General features: G+C 53.6%; 11 protein-coding genes. 5 read left to right on the top strand and 6 right to left on the bottom strand.

What is annotated here, in order from left to right; translation table 11 throughout:
- Positions 1-16: 16 nt before the first annotated feature.
- Entirely contained in the window at positions 17-724 is a 708-nt protein-coding gene (locus tag H598_RS0104275) for a DUF3313 family protein (protein ID WP_051252383.1), read from the bottom strand.
- Positions 725-1674: 950 nt separating this feature from the next.
- Here H598_RS0104275 and H598_RS23305 point away from each other — a divergent pair.
- The 5 genes from H598_RS23305 to H598_RS0104245 all read left to right on the top strand — a co-directional run bounded on the left by H598_RS23305 (position 1675) and on the right by H598_RS0104245 (position 9583).
- Positions 1675-2811 carry an efflux RND transporter periplasmic adaptor subunit gene (locus tag H598_RS23305; protein ID WP_169629210.1) on the top strand — a complete coding sequence of 379 codons (1137 nt, stop codon included), beginning with the start codon at positions 1675-1677 and terminating at the stop codon, positions 2809-2811.
- 11 nt (positions 2812-2822) lie between these two features.
- A complete protein-coding gene (locus H598_RS0104260) occupies positions 2823-5885 on the top strand; it encodes an efflux RND transporter permease subunit (RefSeq protein ID WP_028111897.1) in 3063 nt (1020 codons plus the stop codon).
- A gap of 145 nt (positions 5886-6030) precedes the next feature.
- A complete protein-coding gene (locus tag H598_RS0104255) occupies positions 6031-7503 on the top strand; it encodes a winged helix-turn-helix domain-containing protein (protein ID WP_028111896.1) in 1473 nt (490 codons plus the stop codon).
- A gap of 179 nt (positions 7504-7682) precedes the next feature.
- Positions 7683-8960 (top strand): DUF3137 domain-containing protein, encoded by a 1278-nt coding sequence (locus H598_RS0104250; protein ID WP_028111895.1) that lies wholly within the window; start codon positions 7683-7685, stop codon positions 8958-8960.
- Between the two features lie 53 nt (positions 8961-9013).
- The gene (locus tag H598_RS0104245; protein ID WP_028111894.1) at positions 9014-9583 is read left to right on the top strand and encodes a LemA family protein; all 570 of its coding nucleotides are present in this window, start codon (positions 9014-9016) and stop codon (positions 9581-9583) included.
- Positions 9584-9768: 185 nt separating this feature from the next.
- Here the strand turns inward: H598_RS0104245 and H598_RS0104240 are convergent, their stop codons facing one another.
- The 5 genes from H598_RS0104240 to H598_RS0104220 all read right to left on the bottom strand — a co-directional run bounded on the left by H598_RS0104240 (position 9769) and on the right by H598_RS0104220 (position 15961).
- On the bottom strand, positions 9769-12879 hold the full coding sequence (locus H598_RS0104240) for an efflux RND transporter permease subunit (protein ID WP_028111893.1): 3111 nt from the start codon (positions 12877-12879) through the stop codon (positions 9769-9771).
- Positions 12876-13928 carry an efflux RND transporter periplasmic adaptor subunit gene (locus H598_RS0104235; RefSeq protein WP_028111892.1) on the bottom strand — a complete coding sequence of 351 codons (1053 nt, stop codon included), beginning with the start codon at positions 13926-13928 and terminating at the stop codon, positions 12876-12878. Before H598_RS0104235 ends, H598_RS0104240 begins: the two co-directional genes overlap by 4 nt.
- 322 nt (positions 13929-14250) lie before the next feature.
- A complete protein-coding gene (locus H598_RS25430; RefSeq protein WP_051252379.1) occupies positions 14251-14847 on the bottom strand; it encodes a DUF6630 family protein in 597 nt (198 codons plus the stop codon).
- A 282-nt stretch (positions 14848-15129) separates the two neighbouring features.
- Positions 15130-15480 carry a hypothetical protein gene (locus H598_RS0104225; RefSeq protein ID WP_028111891.1) on the bottom strand — a complete coding sequence of 117 codons (351 nt, stop codon included), beginning with the start codon at positions 15478-15480 and terminating at the stop codon, positions 15130-15132.
- 106 nt (positions 15481-15586) lie between these two features.
- Positions 15587-15961: a hypothetical protein gene (locus H598_RS0104220; protein ID WP_028111890.1), complete on the bottom strand. Its 375-nt coding sequence runs from the start codon at positions 15959-15961 to the stop codon at positions 15587-15589.
- Between the last annotated feature and the right edge of the window lie 136 nt (positions 15962-16097).

Below are 16097 nucleotides of genomic sequence, written 5' to 3'. Positions count from 1 at the left end.
GTCTCGGCCCTAAGACTCAGGACCCGACCTGTGTCTGCTGCTGTCGAACCTGATACGCGGCGCTGTAGACAAAGGTTCGTACCTCGTTGACAAAGTCATCCACCGCGCCTTGAATCTGCTCAAACTTAAGCGTGGAATGATCATTTTCCAGCACGCCTGCGGCGGACATTACCGCAATGCGTTCGGCCAGAGGCGCCTTGGTCACGCTGTCCACCAACTGAGCTTCGATGACAATCCGAACCGACTCGTCCCGGGTGCCCGCCGCCATCTTCAGCGCACCGATCACGGCGCCGACAGGGATCACTTCGGTCAATCTCATGTCTTCGGGCACCGCTGAGGCACGACTGACCCTCAGATTCAGTTGTACTGTATGCTCGCCTGGGCTTGTCTTCAGGGTAACTGGCGCCTTAACCGACGCCTGCAGCCGCTGTGTCAGTACCTGCCCCAGCTTAGTCAGTACCGCCACCGGAATTTGTTTCTCTCGCTTTGCGTCCGCAGCCAACTGCACCGGCGCAATCAGCAGCGCGGTATAATACTCTGGGTCAATATCGGCAGCGATCCACTGCACGCCCCGTTCATCCTGACTGTAATCCACTTCCTTCAGTGTCGCCTTTGACGGCACATTGGCGAGGGCCAACTCCTCTTCGGTCGGCGCCTTGCTGGAACAGGCTGTCAATACCAAAGCAGCCACAATGGGAAGTAACCAGGTTAAATTTCTATACATCTGGAACGCTCATTCATTAAAAGTTAAGGAAAACACAATGCGTAAATAAAACATCACGACGATTAAATAAAATAGAAAACAACTACAGGCCTGCAGCGGAATACTCAACCACGTAAGCCACACTCTCTTTAACATAAGCCGTTTCAGAGTAACCTTTGTATAGGACTATCGAAAAATAATCCGGCCGGTCCCTTTCCAGTTGAGTAATAATACTTTTGGTCAACATTACGGTACCCACTCCACTGTAAACATAAAAAGACCTTTCTATGGTCAAATTCATTTGACTAGCCTTGGTGGCTGTCACTCTGGGCACCTCAGTAAACTGCGACAGATAATTCGTTGAGTCTGAGACTCTTTGATACCCAGAAGAGTTGCTAGAGATTATGATGTCTGTGCAATTATCAGACACCTCCACCTGCTGTATTTGTTTATTAAATATTGGAAGTTCATCTTCACTAATCAGTCTCGCCGAAGCGCTACCGGAAACAACAAAGAGAATCGAGACCAATATGGATTTAATTTTTCCCACACTCTGCCCTCTCATTCTGGTATTAACGACAACTAATGGTGGCTAATTATTGCCAGTAGCGACACAAACAGTCATCACCATGACAACCGTCTCTCTACATTAGCCTGGGTTGCGATAAATAACCTAACGAGCTTATAAAGTTAAATAAAATTTCATTTTATCAATTTTATTTCGGGATAAAACCCCGCAATTACAGAAGCTTTAGTGACGAACGTGAACTTTGCAAGACAATGAACCGTTCATTGAAATTGAAATTAAATCTCATTGATTATGAAAGTATTACCCGAGAATTATACATTTTATAATCAAGGCGAATACCATTCCTTTATTCCATTTAAAGGGGAGTGACGCACCGAGCGCCACTCCCCCAATCATTTGAGACAGAGAGTCGGTAATGTCAAAGAGATTCACCATCAGCATTGTGCTGGCGATACTGCTTATTCTGGTAGCCGTATTTGGCTTCTATTTTCTAAAGCAATATAAGATTCAACAAAAGGTCAAGGCGTTTACACCTCCTGCCGTGCCCGTTACCACCCTAGAGGCACAGTCAGAACAATGGACATCGACGCTGACTTCCGTAGGCCATATTACTTCGGACAAGAGTGTCAGCATTACTCCACAACTGGCGGGACAGATTCTTTCTATCAATGTGGAATCCGGCAGCGAGGTACAAAAAGGCGATGTTTTGGTTCAATTGGACGATCGTCTGCTACAAGCGAACCTGGCAACCAGCAAGGCCAATTTGTCTCTGGCACAGTTAGAGTATGACCGGCAAAAGCGGCTATTAAAAACTCATAGTGTTTCACAAGACGCCGTGGATTCCGCATTGGCTAAATTGCAAACCAGTCAAGCCGATGTCCAGTATATCCTGACGCAAATTGATTTTATGAAAATTAAAGCGCCGTTTCACGGTACCGTCGGTTTACGCCACATCAATATTGGCGATTTTATTCAGCCAGGGGAAAGCCTGATTGAACTGCAAAACCGCGATAAACAGTACATCGATTTCTCACTGCCAGAGCGCTACATTCCACAAATTCAGGTGGGTCAGACAGTGTCTTTCAACACCGACGCCTATGGCAGCAATCGCTACAACGCTACCGTCAGTGCCATCGGCTCCTCCGTCGACGATGTCTCCCGTAACATTGATGTTCGCGCCACCATTAACGACAGCACCGCTCAATTTGTCGCCGGCATGTACATCGAGGCCGAAGTGGTCACCCACAACAGCCAGACGGTGATTCCTGTACCTGTGGTCGCGGTCAGCTACTCCCTCTATGGCGACACCGTGTTTGTTGTCAGCCACCCAGACGCGACAAACTCACGGCCTTCAAGCAGCTCATCCGCTGATGCCGCAGCACAGGAAACTGTGGTAGAGGCACGAACCGTCACCGTCGGCAGTCGCCGCAACGGCTGGGTCGGCATTCTTGAGGGGCTGCAGCCCGGCGACCAGGTGATCACCTCCAATCAGCAGCAGCTGAAGAAAGGCACCGTCGTTGTGGTCAATAACAGCCGCCCCTTCCCTGCTCAGGCAGGCAGCAAGACTTCCGGACAATAGGATCGTAAACAATGCATTTCACCGATGTTTTTATTAAGCGCCCGGTGCTGTCTGTGGTGCTCAGCCTGGCCTTGCTGGTCTTGGGCTTAAAGGCGTTCGATATGTTGCAGGTGCGCCAATACCCCAAACTGGAAACCGGCGTTATTACCATCAGCACCAACTACCCAGGCGCCAGTGCGTCCAGCGTTCAAGGTTACGTCACTCAACCTCTGCAGGCCCAGGTCGCTCAAACCGAGGGCATTGACTACATGACCTCTGAAAGCAGCCTGGGTAAGTCGCTGATCACCGTGTACCTGAAGCTGGATTATCCGTCAGACAAAGCGCTGACGGAGATTCTGTCCCTGGTGCAACAGGTCAAATATCGCCTGCCCGCCGGTGTACAGGATTCCAGTATTCTTAAGTCCACCTCTGAATCACCGATTTTGTACCTCTCTTTTGCCAGCGACACCCTGGCAACCGAGCAGATCTCTGATTATGTTAGCCGGGTGGTGAAGCCGACCTTCTCCACCGTCAATGGCGTCTCAAAAGTTGACCTGCTGGGACAACGGGACTTTGCCATGCGCATCTGGTTGAACCCGGCCAAGATGGCCGCTTATGGCATCACCGCTGCCGACGTGCAATCGGCCATCGCTTCCAGCAATACCGTCAGTTCGGCCGGTAAGGTCAAAAACGACTTCATCGAGATCGACATCAATGCGCACACCGATGCCAGTTCCGTCGAGCAGTTTAAGCGCATCAGCCTGCACGCAGCCGACGGCCGCCTGGTGCATATGGACGATATCGCCAGCATTGAGCTGGGTGCCAACAGCTACGACGCCATCGTTAAGTTCGACGGTAAGCAGAGCATCATGGTTGCCATTAGCAACACCTCCAGCTCCAACCCGCTGACGGTCGTAAAAGAGGCGTACACATTGCTTCCCGAAGTGATGAGCAGCTTACCATCAGGCATCGAATCCCAAGTGGTGTACGATTCCACTCAGTTCATTCAGACCTCCATCGACGAGGTGGTCAAGACTCTGACCGAAGCGGCCATTATCGTCATTCTGGTGATCTTTGCATTTCTCGGTTCTCTGCGCGCCATGCTGATCCCTCTGGTCACCATTCCACTGTCACTGGTGGGGGTCCTGTTTTTTATGATGATGCTGGGTTTTAGCATCAACCTGCTGACGCTGCTGGCCATGGTATTGGCCATCTCGCTGGTGGTGGATGACGCCATTGTGGTGGTGGAAAACACCTTCCGTCACCTTGAGGAAGGCGTGGCGCCGCTGCAGGCGGCGCTCATCAGCGCCAAAGAGATCGCCGGGCCGGTGATCGCCATGACCATCACCCTGGCCGCCGTGTATGCGCCCATCGGCTTCATGGGCGGATTGACCGGCAAGCTGTTTACCGAATTTGCCTTCACTCTGGCAGGTTCGGTGATCATCTCCGGATTCATCGCCCTGACCCTGACGCCAATGATGTGTTCAAAGATCCTGTCCAAAGCCACGCTGGACGCCCCACTGGTGAAGAAGATTGATGCCGTGGTCGCCTCGGTCACTCATCAATATCAGCGAGCCTTGAGCCTGGTACTCGACAACCGAATCCTGGTGTGGCCACTGGCCGGTGCCCTGCTGGTGTCACTGGTATTCATGTTCACTCATACCGCCTCGGAGCTGGCGCCTCAGGAAGATCAGGGCGTGATGATCATGATGGGCAAAGGGCCGGCGTACGCCAATACCCACTACCTGGATCAATTCACCCGCCCATTAACGGACATCGTGTCGCACTACCCGGAAACCGAGATGAACATGATGGTCAACGGCTATCAGAACAACGCCACCTTCTTCGGCCTGGCGGTGCTGTCTCCCTGGGCCGAACGGGACCGGGATGCCAAGCAGGTCATGGGGCAATTTCAACAAGACAGCCGCACCCTGCCCGGCGTACAGATCTATACCTTCTCGCCGCCGGACCTGCCGGGTACGCCCCAGGGGCTGCCATTTCAGATGCTGATCAAGACCGCCACCGGCAGTTATCAGGATCTGTACCAGTACGCCGAAAAGATGAAAAGCTATGCCATTAACAGCGGCAAATTCGTCTACGTGCAAAATGACTTGAGTTACAACAAACCCCAGTTGGAGATCGAGATTGATCGGGACAAAGCGGCCTTGATGAACGTCGATGCGGCCGACATCGGTGTGGTGTTACAGCGTTTTCTCAGCGAGGGGTTCATTAACTACTTCGCCATCAATGAGCGCAGCTATCAGGTCATCACCCAGGTCGCGCAAGATGATCGCAATACCCGCGACGCCATCAACCACTATTACGTCAAATCCGGTAACGGTCAGATGGTGCCACTGGCGTCATTGGTCACCATCAGCCAGAGCGTACAACCGTCGGCGGTGGACCAATTCCAGCAACTGAACAGCGCCATGCTGGAAGCGAAGATGATGCCTGGCGTCAGCATCGGCGAAGCCTACGAGGTGATGCAACAGGCCGCCAAAGAGATTCTGCCACCGTCTTACGGCCTGGATGCCTCCGGCCAGTTACGACAATTCCTGCAAGAGGGAGCATCGCTGGTGGCCACCTTCTTCCTGGCGCTGGTCATCATCTATCTGGTTCTGGCCGCTCAATTCGAGAGCTTTCGCGACCCATTGATTGTACTGACCAGTGTGCCATTGTCGATTTTCGGTGCCATGCTGCCGCTGTATTTCGGCGTGGATACCCTGAACATCTACACCGAGGTCGGCTTGGTGACTCTGATTGGGCTGATCAGCAAACACGGTATTCTGATTGTGGAGTTTGCCAACCAATTGCAGCAGGAACAGGGGTTATCCAGGCACGCTGCCGCCCTGAAATCCGCGTCCGTGCGTCTGCGGCCGGTGTTGATGACCACCGCCGCCATGGTCATTGGCGTAGTGCCGCTGTTGCTGGCATCCGGTGCCGGTGCGGAAAGCCGCTTCTCCATCGGCCTGGTGATCACCGTTGGCATGTCCATCGGCACCCTGTTTACCCTGTTTGTAGTGCCGACGGTCTATACCTTCCTGGCTCAGGATCACCATACTGTGGCCGACCCCGCTCACGCCACCAGCGCCTGATTTCACTCACTGTTGCCCGCCGCAGCCGCGGCGGGCTCTGTTCTGTTCGCGCCTGCCACCGCAGCTGAAAGCCGACAAAAAGGATTGTAATACCACAGGAAAACTCTAGTCTTTTAAGGAGTAATCACAGAGGGCGACAATCAGAATGCAAAAGCAGCTCTACCAAATCGATAACTGGCTGTTTATACCGCACGAAAATGCCTGCGTACTGGACGGAGAACGCATGGAGATCGACAACCGCCTGTCGAACCTGTTGCTGTTTCTGTGCCAGCACCCTCACACGGTATTCAGCCGGGATCAACTGATGGAGTCTGTCTGGCATGGTGCGGTGTTGACCGATCAGGTCATCACCCAATCGATCTTTGAGCTGAGAAAAATCCTCAAAACCAATCAAAGACACCCTCAGGGGTACATCATTACCGTGCCAAAACGCGGCTATAAGCTGGACGCAGATGTGACCCTGCACCCCAGCAGCGCAGAAAAGGGAGCCTCAGACTCTGGCTCGATACATTCACAGTCAACCTTGCCCCCACAGGACGCCACCCCAAACGGGGATGGCCCCGGCTCGCCGATTCTGAACCCGCGCTCAATCGGCCTGGCGGCCGTCGCCATGGTGTTTGGCATGCTGATTATGATGGCGATCCATCAACTGGCTCCGCCCGCCAGCCCTGCGCCATCCACGGCGAGATTCAGCAAGCTGGAGCCCCGGGTGATCAGCATCTCTTACGTCGACAACGTTGCCGACTCCCCCATCGAAAATGGCATCGTCTTCAAGATTCTTGAATACCTGAAGTACAATGAAAACTTCAGTCTTGCCAGAAACGGAGACCCTCAGGGTATCGCTGGCAAACAGCTGTCCTTTATCATCAGCCAGCAGGACGGCGACGACTACATCAACATTGAGTACTTCAATAACGTCTCCGAATACTTGCACCTGGATCGAAAGTACCGCATCGATCCGGCCAACCTGCTGCCGGTGATGAAACGGATGCTGACCGATCTGTTGCACGCCCTGCAGCTCGACATACCGGAACAACGGGTCGATGCCATCCTTCAAGAGTTGCCCGAAAATCCGCAGGCGCTGGCTCTGGCCATCAGTGCCATCGGCGTGACCTTTGATCGTAACGACAGCGATAAACTGGATGCGGTGGACTATAATCGCCGCGCCCTGGCACTGGAACCGAATAACCAGTTTCTCATCGCGACCAACTATCTGTTCTCGATGGCAACGCTCTATCTTGACCCTAAGAGCCGCGATATCGAAGCCATCGACACACTGAACCGCGAGTTTGAGCAGCGGATTCCGGCGCTATTACCTGAACCCAGTTCCTACAAAGCCTACGAAGCCCTGGCCCTCAATGCGCTGTATCACAATGATGAGCTTCAGGCACTGCAATACGCCGAGCGCATCCCCCATACCCACGACACCATTTTAGGGCTGCTGATTCAGGCCAAAATCGCCGAGACCTTTGGTAATACCGCCTCGGCCACCGAGTATTACTACCGGGCCATCCATGAATCCGGTACAGCCAAGGTGCTGCTGGTCGCCGAAAACCTGTTGTTCTACAGCGATCTCAGCCACATCAGGCAGAAGCTGGGCATAGATGGCGTTCACTGACCACCAGGACGGCCGCTCAATGAGTGGCCATCGACCACAGCGCCTCAAAACTTAAATTCAATAGACTGTTTTTATTAACTAATTTCTTATTTTATAACTTTCGTTTTTGGCTTGACTCAGGGATAATCGGCGCCGTCGGCCCACTGCCGAATTCACCGCATTACAGGATTTCCCGCTGAATGAGTCACAATAAACAAGTCACCGCCAATATTCGCAAGATCAAAGAGCAGGTCGAAAAAGCCAGTGGCCAACAAGATCTGGTCACCTTGATCAATGAGATCAAAGTTCACCCTGGGCCACTGGACTACGATGACCGCCTGTTTCATGGCCTCAAGTGGGCTTTGGTGTACGTCTGTACCATTGGTCTGTTTCAAAACTACGTGTTTTACGGGTCTTTCATTAGCAGCTTCGGGTCGATAGTGGCCGAAGTGCTAAGAAACAGCAGTTACCTTGCTCCCGCCCTGATTGGTATTGTTATCGGCCAGCAGTGTGAAAAGCGCAACAAGCTTATCCCCCTGCCGCCGCTGCTGGCCCGCCCCTGGCTCAGGATCGGGATCATCGCCCTGGGATGCACGATAATCACCGTGCCCTTCGATCTCTGGCACCAGGGCTACTGGTTCTGTGTCGGTAACCTGATTTTCTTTGCCAGCGGCGGCGGACGCCTTCAGCCACCGGAGTTAGTCACCATCGGTCTGGGGATTATCGCCATCGGTTTGTGGATGTGGTTACGCAAACGTCAGCACTGGCGCGATCCGGTCTCCGATCGCATTCATCTGCGCGATCGGCTATTTAACAACGAACTGACCCCGATATCCATCGACAAAGAGGGCAAGGCCAAGGAGCTTGAAGGTTACTTCAGGGAGTTTGACCGAGGGAATTATCGCAGAGAGATCATGGAGATGTATCAAGGACATCACCAAGGCGATGTCCACAGCTTCGATTTTCAGGTGTATAAGTTCCATTACGTGGACAAGCGCACCGAAACCTATACCGACTCCGAAGGTAGAACCAAGACTCGAACCACCTACGATCATTACTACCGTCACGGATTGTTGTTGCAATTTCCGTTTGCTAAATCCATCGCCATCGACGGCGATAGACGGATAAGCTATCGAGGCGAAAAGTACACCACCGCCTCCAATGAGTTTAACCGCCATTTCCGGGTCAGAGCCAAACAGGAGATGACCGCCGCACGCTTGCTGACGCCGGCGGTGGTAGAGTTGCTGAGTGAGTTTGGTCGCGATTACAAACGCCCCATCATCGAGGTCAACGCCAGTGGCTACACTTGCATCGCCTTCGACGATAAGGATCTGTTGACGCTGAAACGCCAGTTCGGGCTCGATCAACCCGATGCGTTTGCCGAGGAGATCGCCGGCCACGCCGAACTGAAGAAATTGACCGCCATCAAGACGCTTGTCCATCACTTGATGCGCCTCAGCGACAACAATTTCGCTTGACACATCGGCGCTCTAAGCCGGGCGCCGTAGACACACAAATAAGAGAGACACCCATGGAAATCAGCTACGTGATACTTGGCATCATCGCCTTTGTAATACTGTCCATTATCCTGATCTACAACGGCATCATCGGAAAATTCAACGCCGTTGATCGTGCCTGGGCTTCGGTTTTGACCCAGGAGCGTCAGAAAAACAAGATCATTCCTCACGTCGAAAAGATGGTGGAAAAATACAAGCTGCACGAGGCCACGGTACTGTCCGATGTCACCAAGCTGCGCAGCGCCATTGACGGCCTCAACAGCGACACTGTCGATGCCGGGCAGTTGGCCGAGGCGGAAAAGCACACCGCCGGCCTGATGAAAGGCCTGAACATCGCCGTTGAAGCCTATCCAGAGCTAAAGGCCTCCGACACCTATCTGAAAATAATGGCGGAGATCTCCGAACAGCAAGAGCAAATTGGTGCCGCCATTCGCATCTTCAACCGCAATGTGGAAGATTTCAATAACGGCATTCAGATGTTTCCCGGCTCGGTGATCAACAACCTGCTGCTGCGCAAACAAGCCATCAATAGCTTTACCGATCCCGAAGCTCAGGCCGGTTTTGACTACAAGCCAAACCTGTAATTCCAATCCTGACGGGCTGCACTGTGCAGCCCGCTGTTGATCTGAAACCGCCAACCTGGCCAGTGACCGCTGTCACTCAAGCCCCCCCACCTTCTCTATTTTCCATTCAGTATCAACCTAACCGTTGACAACCCAGGGCCCTGAAGAAAACGCAGGCTTGGCTAAAAAACCGATGGCCGTGCACTTCAGTGGGCGCTGCGTCCCGGCGGATGTGCTCGGTCTAAATCCGCCAGCTTGGCCGCCTCGGTCCCCGGAGACGTGGTGTTTACCGCCATCAAGCGATACAGCCCCGGTGTCACAATCAAGGTCATCAGGGTCGCCACCAACACCCCGGAGAAGATCACCACCCCAATGGCAAACCGCGATTCATGACCGGCACCACTGGCCAGAATCAGCGGCACCGTACCTGCCAATGTCGTTATCGCCGTCATCATGATCGGTCGCAATCGCTGCACCGACCCCTGAACGATGGCCTGAGAGAACTCTAGCCCTCGATCCCGAAGCTGATTAATAAATTCAACAATCAAAATGCCATTTTTCGTTGCCAGGCCAATCAGCATGATCAGCGAGATCTGGGCGTAGATGTCCAGGGTCAAATCCACCGCCAGCATGCCGGCAAAGGCACCGGTCAGCGCCAATGGCACGGTCATAATGATCACCAGAGGATGAACAAAGCTCTCAAACTGGGCCGCCAACACCAGATATACCACCACCAAGGCTAACGCAAACACCAGTCCCATCGAACTGCTGGAGCGCTGGTATTCCAGTGACTCGCCCTTGTAATCGATGGTGGCCTGATCCGGCAACTCGTCTCGAACGATGGTTTCCAGGTACTCCAGCGCCTGCCCCAAGGCATAGCCATCGGCCAGATCCGCCGAGATGGTGATCGCCTTGCGCCGGTTGAAGTGTTTAAGCTGATTGGGTTGACCTTCAATCAGCACCGTCACCAGGCTGTCGAGGCGAACCAGATCACCGCTATGGTCGGATCGCAGGTGAATATTGGCCAGATCGGTGATGCCGTCAAAGAACGCCCTGGGGGCGCGAACGTTGACGTCATACTCTTCACCGTTCTCGATGTAAGTCGTGATGTCACGCCCAGCGAGCACCGTTTCCAGCGTATTGGCAATCTCGGCCACCGAGATCCCCAGCTCGTGGGCATAAGCCTGATTGATGGTGGTACGAATCCGCGGCGTGGTTTCCTCATAGTCGCTGTCCAGGTCCAGCAGATTGGGGTTGTCACCGGCCTTGGCCAGCACTTTGTCGACCCAGCCTTTCACCTGCTGATAACTGCCGCCTCCGATCACCAGTTCCACCGGCGCTCTGGCTCGACTGCCAAAGCTGCTTTTTACCATCGGTGACACTTTGAAATCTGCCATCGGTGCCAGCCGTTTGCGAATCTCATTGCCCACCTCAAACACCGACTGTTGACGTTGATCCCAGTGAACCAGATCGATGATCAGCATCACTTCGTGCTCACCGTTTCGCCCGGGATTACGCACGGCCATGGAGGCGATAGGCCCGGACGGTGCCATCATCGGCACCATTCGGCGTTCAATCTCATCCAATTCAGGTTGAATTGCGGCAAAGCCGGTGCCTTCGGTGCCCTTCAGAGTCACAAACAGGCGCCCCTGATCCTCTTTGGAGACGAACGACTGCGGCACGACCTGATAACTCCAGCCAATGAAGCCCAGGCTCATCACCACCAGCACCACCGCCAGCCAACTCCTGTTGGTTATCCGCACCACCAGGGCGCGATAATGGCCTTCCAGCACCTGAAACAGACGATCCATCAATCGGTGCAGCGCCGTCGGCTTTACGTTCATGGTTAATAACCGGTTGCCCAGTACCGGTCCCATGGTCAATGCCACAATGCTGGAGATGACCACCGCCGCAGACAGAGTAATGGCGTACTCCCTGAACAACAGTCCCACGGTGCCGCTAAGCAAGGTAATGGGTATGAACACCGCCACCAGTACCGCGGTGGTGGCAATTACCGCCGTGCCCACTTCTCGGGTGCCCCGGTACGCCGCCAGCATCGGCGGTTCTCCGGCATCAATGCGCCGGACAATGTTCTCCAGCACCACAATGGAGTCGTCCACCAGCAGCCCCACCGCCAGAACCAGTGCCAACAAAGTAATGAGGTTGATGGAGAAACCAAACAGGGCTAACACCGCAAAGGTTGCCACCAGAGACACCGGCACACTGACCGCTGGAATGAGTGTCGCGCGGGCACTGCCAAGGAAGGTGTAGATCACCAGAATCACCAGCACCGAGGTAATGGCCAAGGTACTGTAGACCTCGCCTATGGCACTCTCGATGAATACCGAACTGTCGGACAATGGCTTGATCGACATCCCTTGAGGCAGAAATGGCGTTAACCGCTCCACCTCCGCCTTGATGCCATTGACCACCTCCAGGGTATTGGCTTGAGATTGCTTCAGAAATTCCATCATCACCATCGCCTGGCCATCGACCCGCAATACCGTCTGGTCGTCCTTGGAGCCGGTCGTCACCGTGGCGATGTCACTCAGGTACAGGTTGGATCCATCCTCATTGCGGCGAACGATCAGGCGACGATAGTCTTCCACCGACAGGTAACTGCGTTCCAGCCTCAACGCATAGCTGCGCGCCTGATCCGACAAATTGCCGGCCGGAGCCTCCAGGTTCTCGTTCTTCAACGCCGTTTCCACATCGGACACCGTCACGTTGCGACTGGCCATCGCCACCGGATCCAGCTGCACCAACAAGGCATAGGGCTGCTCCCCCCGCAGTTCGATGGAACTGACACCATCGAGAAGACTCAGCGGCTGCACAAACTGGCGACTGACGTAGTCGCTAAGCGCCACCGCCGATAGGGTGGTCGAAGACACCGCGTAACTGATCACCCCATCGCCGTCGGCATCACTTTTTTCCACCGTCGGGGTCTTCATGTTCACCGGCAGGCTGCGCTGAGCCTTGGCGACGGCATCGCGCACGTCGTTGGCGGCCGCTTCTATGTCACGGCTGGCATCAAACTCGACCTTGATGCGACCGCGCCCGGCCGAGGCCGAAGAGTCAATGGTTTTGAGACCGTCAATGCCGGACAGCTGATCCTCGATGACCTTTAGTACTCGAGACTCCATGATGTCGGCCGATGCACCAGAATAGTCGGCGCGAATCGACACTATCGGCGCCGCGACATCCGGGTACTCCCGCAGCGGCAACTGATTCAACGCCAGCACGCCAAACACGATCAACAGCAGGTTGATAACACACGCCACCACCGGACGTTTAATGGCCAGATCCGACAAACTCATGGTTGTTGCTCCTGGTCATCCGCCACTGCCACCGGACTGCCATCAGTCAATTTACCCACACCAGCACTCACGACTCGGGCTCCCGGCGCCAGCCCTTGCAGGACCTGAGTCAGGGTGCCACGACTGGAGCCAACCTCAATGGCCACCGAGTGAGCCAGGTTATCCGGCTTAACCTGATACACAAAGGCCTCAGTGCCGCGATAGAAAATGGCACTGGTAGGCACCACAACCGACGGCGACGACGCCAATTGGACATGAATCTGCACCAACAGGCCGGGACGCAACATTTGCTGGGGATTATCCAACTCGGTGCGCACCCTCAGGTTGCGGCTCTGAGTGTCGATGACCGGATCGATGCTGCTGATGGTGGCGGTAAACTCCCGATCCGGCCAGGCGTCAAAGTGAAGATTGGCCAATTGCCCGACTTGCACCAGAGACAGGTAGCGACTGGGAAGGCCAAAATCCACATACAGGCTGTTAAGGTCGGTCAGATTCAACAGCGCCTCTCCACGCTGAATGTACTGCCCCTGGCTCAACTGACTCAGACCCAGTACGCCGTCAAACGGCGCCTTGATGCTGTAGTAAGAAAGAGACACCTGGGCGGCATCAACCCGGGCTTTTGACATCGCCACTTTGGCCTGCTGTTCCAGCAAACTGGACTCTGACACCGCATTACTGCGACTCAACTGGCTAAGTTCAGCCAATCGACGCTCATCATCCTGCAACTGAGCCTGTGCTTCCGCCAATATCGCCTGTGGGTAACTGGGATCGAGCTGAATCAGCGACTGGCCCTTTTTCACCACCCTGCCATCGCCCACATCGACGGAACGGATCACGCCTTCGGTCTGGCTAATCACTTCGATGTGATTGCGTGCATATACGGTCCCGACCCCCTCCAAACGATCGCCCCAGGGTTCGTTGACGACCTCAAACAGTTCCACCAGTTGCGGCTTATCGCCCGCGCCCTTGGCGACAGCCGATGTGGTCATGGCCAATACTATCGAGCCTAACAGGGCAGCAGCAAAGACCGGCTTTATCAATCGGTTCATGGAGTTTGTTCCGGTAAGTGAATCGGTTATAGGATTAAGCTAGCACACAGAGGTGCAACAAAATGTCGACACCGGCGACAGAACACCGATACCGTGTCGGCAGTGTAATGGTCTCAGGGGGAAAACGGGGTCAAGGCCAGGTAAGGATAGGTAAAGTCGAGCCGTACCAAACTGACACAGTTACTGAACAAAACAACTCTGCAACTCTTTAAAAACCTGCCACATGGTTCTAACGGTAGACAACTTGGTTAGGCAGACCGTCTGGGGTTTGGCACTGTCTTTCGCTGCGCTGTGGGAAATACAACTCAAATCAAGTAATGCCCTATTGGCAACTCTGAAAGCTCAAACAAAGGGCATCCCCACAAGACAGCAGATCATCCAGTTGTTGCTGCTGGCAGGCAAAACCGATGTATTCATCGCCGCCTTGCTCCCAAAGTACCAATCGATACCCTCTCTGACCCAACCAACCTCCAAACTCTGCCAAGGCAGTTTCGATGGAGGCAGGATCGTCGGACAACGTCTTTGGCACAAACCGGCCTTCAAGGCCCAGTTGCTTAGCCAGAGCATCGGTTTGAGGCTCGACTTCATCGGTTGCCGCCCAGTCGATTCGAAGGTAAAACCAGCCATCCTCGCCCTGCATGGATTCCAGAGTCTGCAGCAGAAAGACCTCGAACTGTGCTTCGGACAAGTTTGCCAGCCGCTTTAATGCCCCCGTCTCCCTGTTGCCTTCAGCGGTACTGTGGCACAACGCCGCCCGCCCCCGCGTCAGCAGTGACAACAGTAGCAGACGCCGGTCACGGCGTTTGCGCTTGTTTTTCGGATACCAGATGGGCGCGGTAACCAAGGTCCCTAACAGCACAAAGGGGGTGAACACCACGTAAAAGGCTAGCTTGATGAGCTGTTTAACTAGAGTAAACATTTGAAGGTCGAGCCTGAAACCTGGGTCATTTGAAAAAAATCAGCCCCCCTTTGCTTATTCAGTCGCTGATGTCGCGAAATCGACCTTATCGCTTGGGAACCTCAAATTCACAGCCGAAGATAAAGGGTCGTAAAGACCCTATCCTGATGCCATAGCATCCTAGTTTGTAAGTCTCAGTCACCAATACTGTCCTTACGTTGCCTCGAGAGAAGTTAACAACAACACAATGTGCCAAAAGAACCGGCTCGGGAGTGCTACAGCTTGAAACTGATATCTCCTACTTTAAAACGCGCCAAGCATTGCAAGCATGGCAATTGCAGAGTAGGTAATAATTGCGGCAAACGTGGTGCCGGCCACCAGGGCGGTCGTTTTAAATACCGACGTTTCTCGTTTTTTGATCTCTTTAATCTCATCAAACTGAATCACTTCATCCCCTGCGGCGACGCTGTGATCATCGATGTTGTCGACTACCCACTTAAATTCGTTACCGTCTAGTGTGGTAATACTGATCTCATCACCCACTTTGACATTCTCTATGATCGCAGAAAAATCATGTCCACTGGCATCTATCTGACGGTTCGAGGTGCAACCCGACAGGATGCCAATCAATAAAAACACCAGCAATCGCCTCATAATACTTCCCTAATTTATGAGTAAAAACACTCCCTGCAAAACTGCTTTCACAGGATCATTGTAATTTTTGCTTAATCCGCCTCGGTACAAGGCATGGTTTGAGTTCCTATTTCTTAAAAGGACTGACGCCTTCTACCCGGGCGCCGCACCAATAACAATTAGCTCTTCTTTTACCGATGGTTTTTCCGCATTCCGGACAGGCCATGGCCGTTAATCTGGAGTTGGATAACTTGCCATCCAGTTTGCCGTCTCGAAGATCAATCTCGTTCATTCGGGTAACCAGTTCGGCATCCGACACATTCAGGCGTTCAGACAGGATCTCCCACATCGCCTGATTCGCCAGGACTAAGGTATCCAACTGATTTCTTAATTCAGTCACCGAAGTGCTGCTGGAAACCGCCAGGCCTGAGGCCGATTGTGCATCGGCTTGATTTCGAGCAATCTGCCCCTGTTGAATAAGATCCCATACAATCTGCAGCATTCTCTTCCCTTTTGAGCAGTCACCGGCGTGCTGGGTCGACAAGGCAACCTGGTAGCACCCTATTTCACATATCTAACTGATTTTATGAAAAATTAACACTACACGCCCTGGCGAGTCCTTTACGTGAACGACGTCA

Origin of the sequence: Ferrimonas kyonanensis DSM 18153, assembly GCF_000425405.1 — a bacterium.
Classification (GTDB): Bacteria; Pseudomonadota; Gammaproteobacteria; order Enterobacterales; family Shewanellaceae; genus Ferrimonas; species Ferrimonas kyonanensis.
Note: the sequence above shows the minus strand (reverse complement) of the source record. Positions and strands in the feature narration are given on the sequence as shown.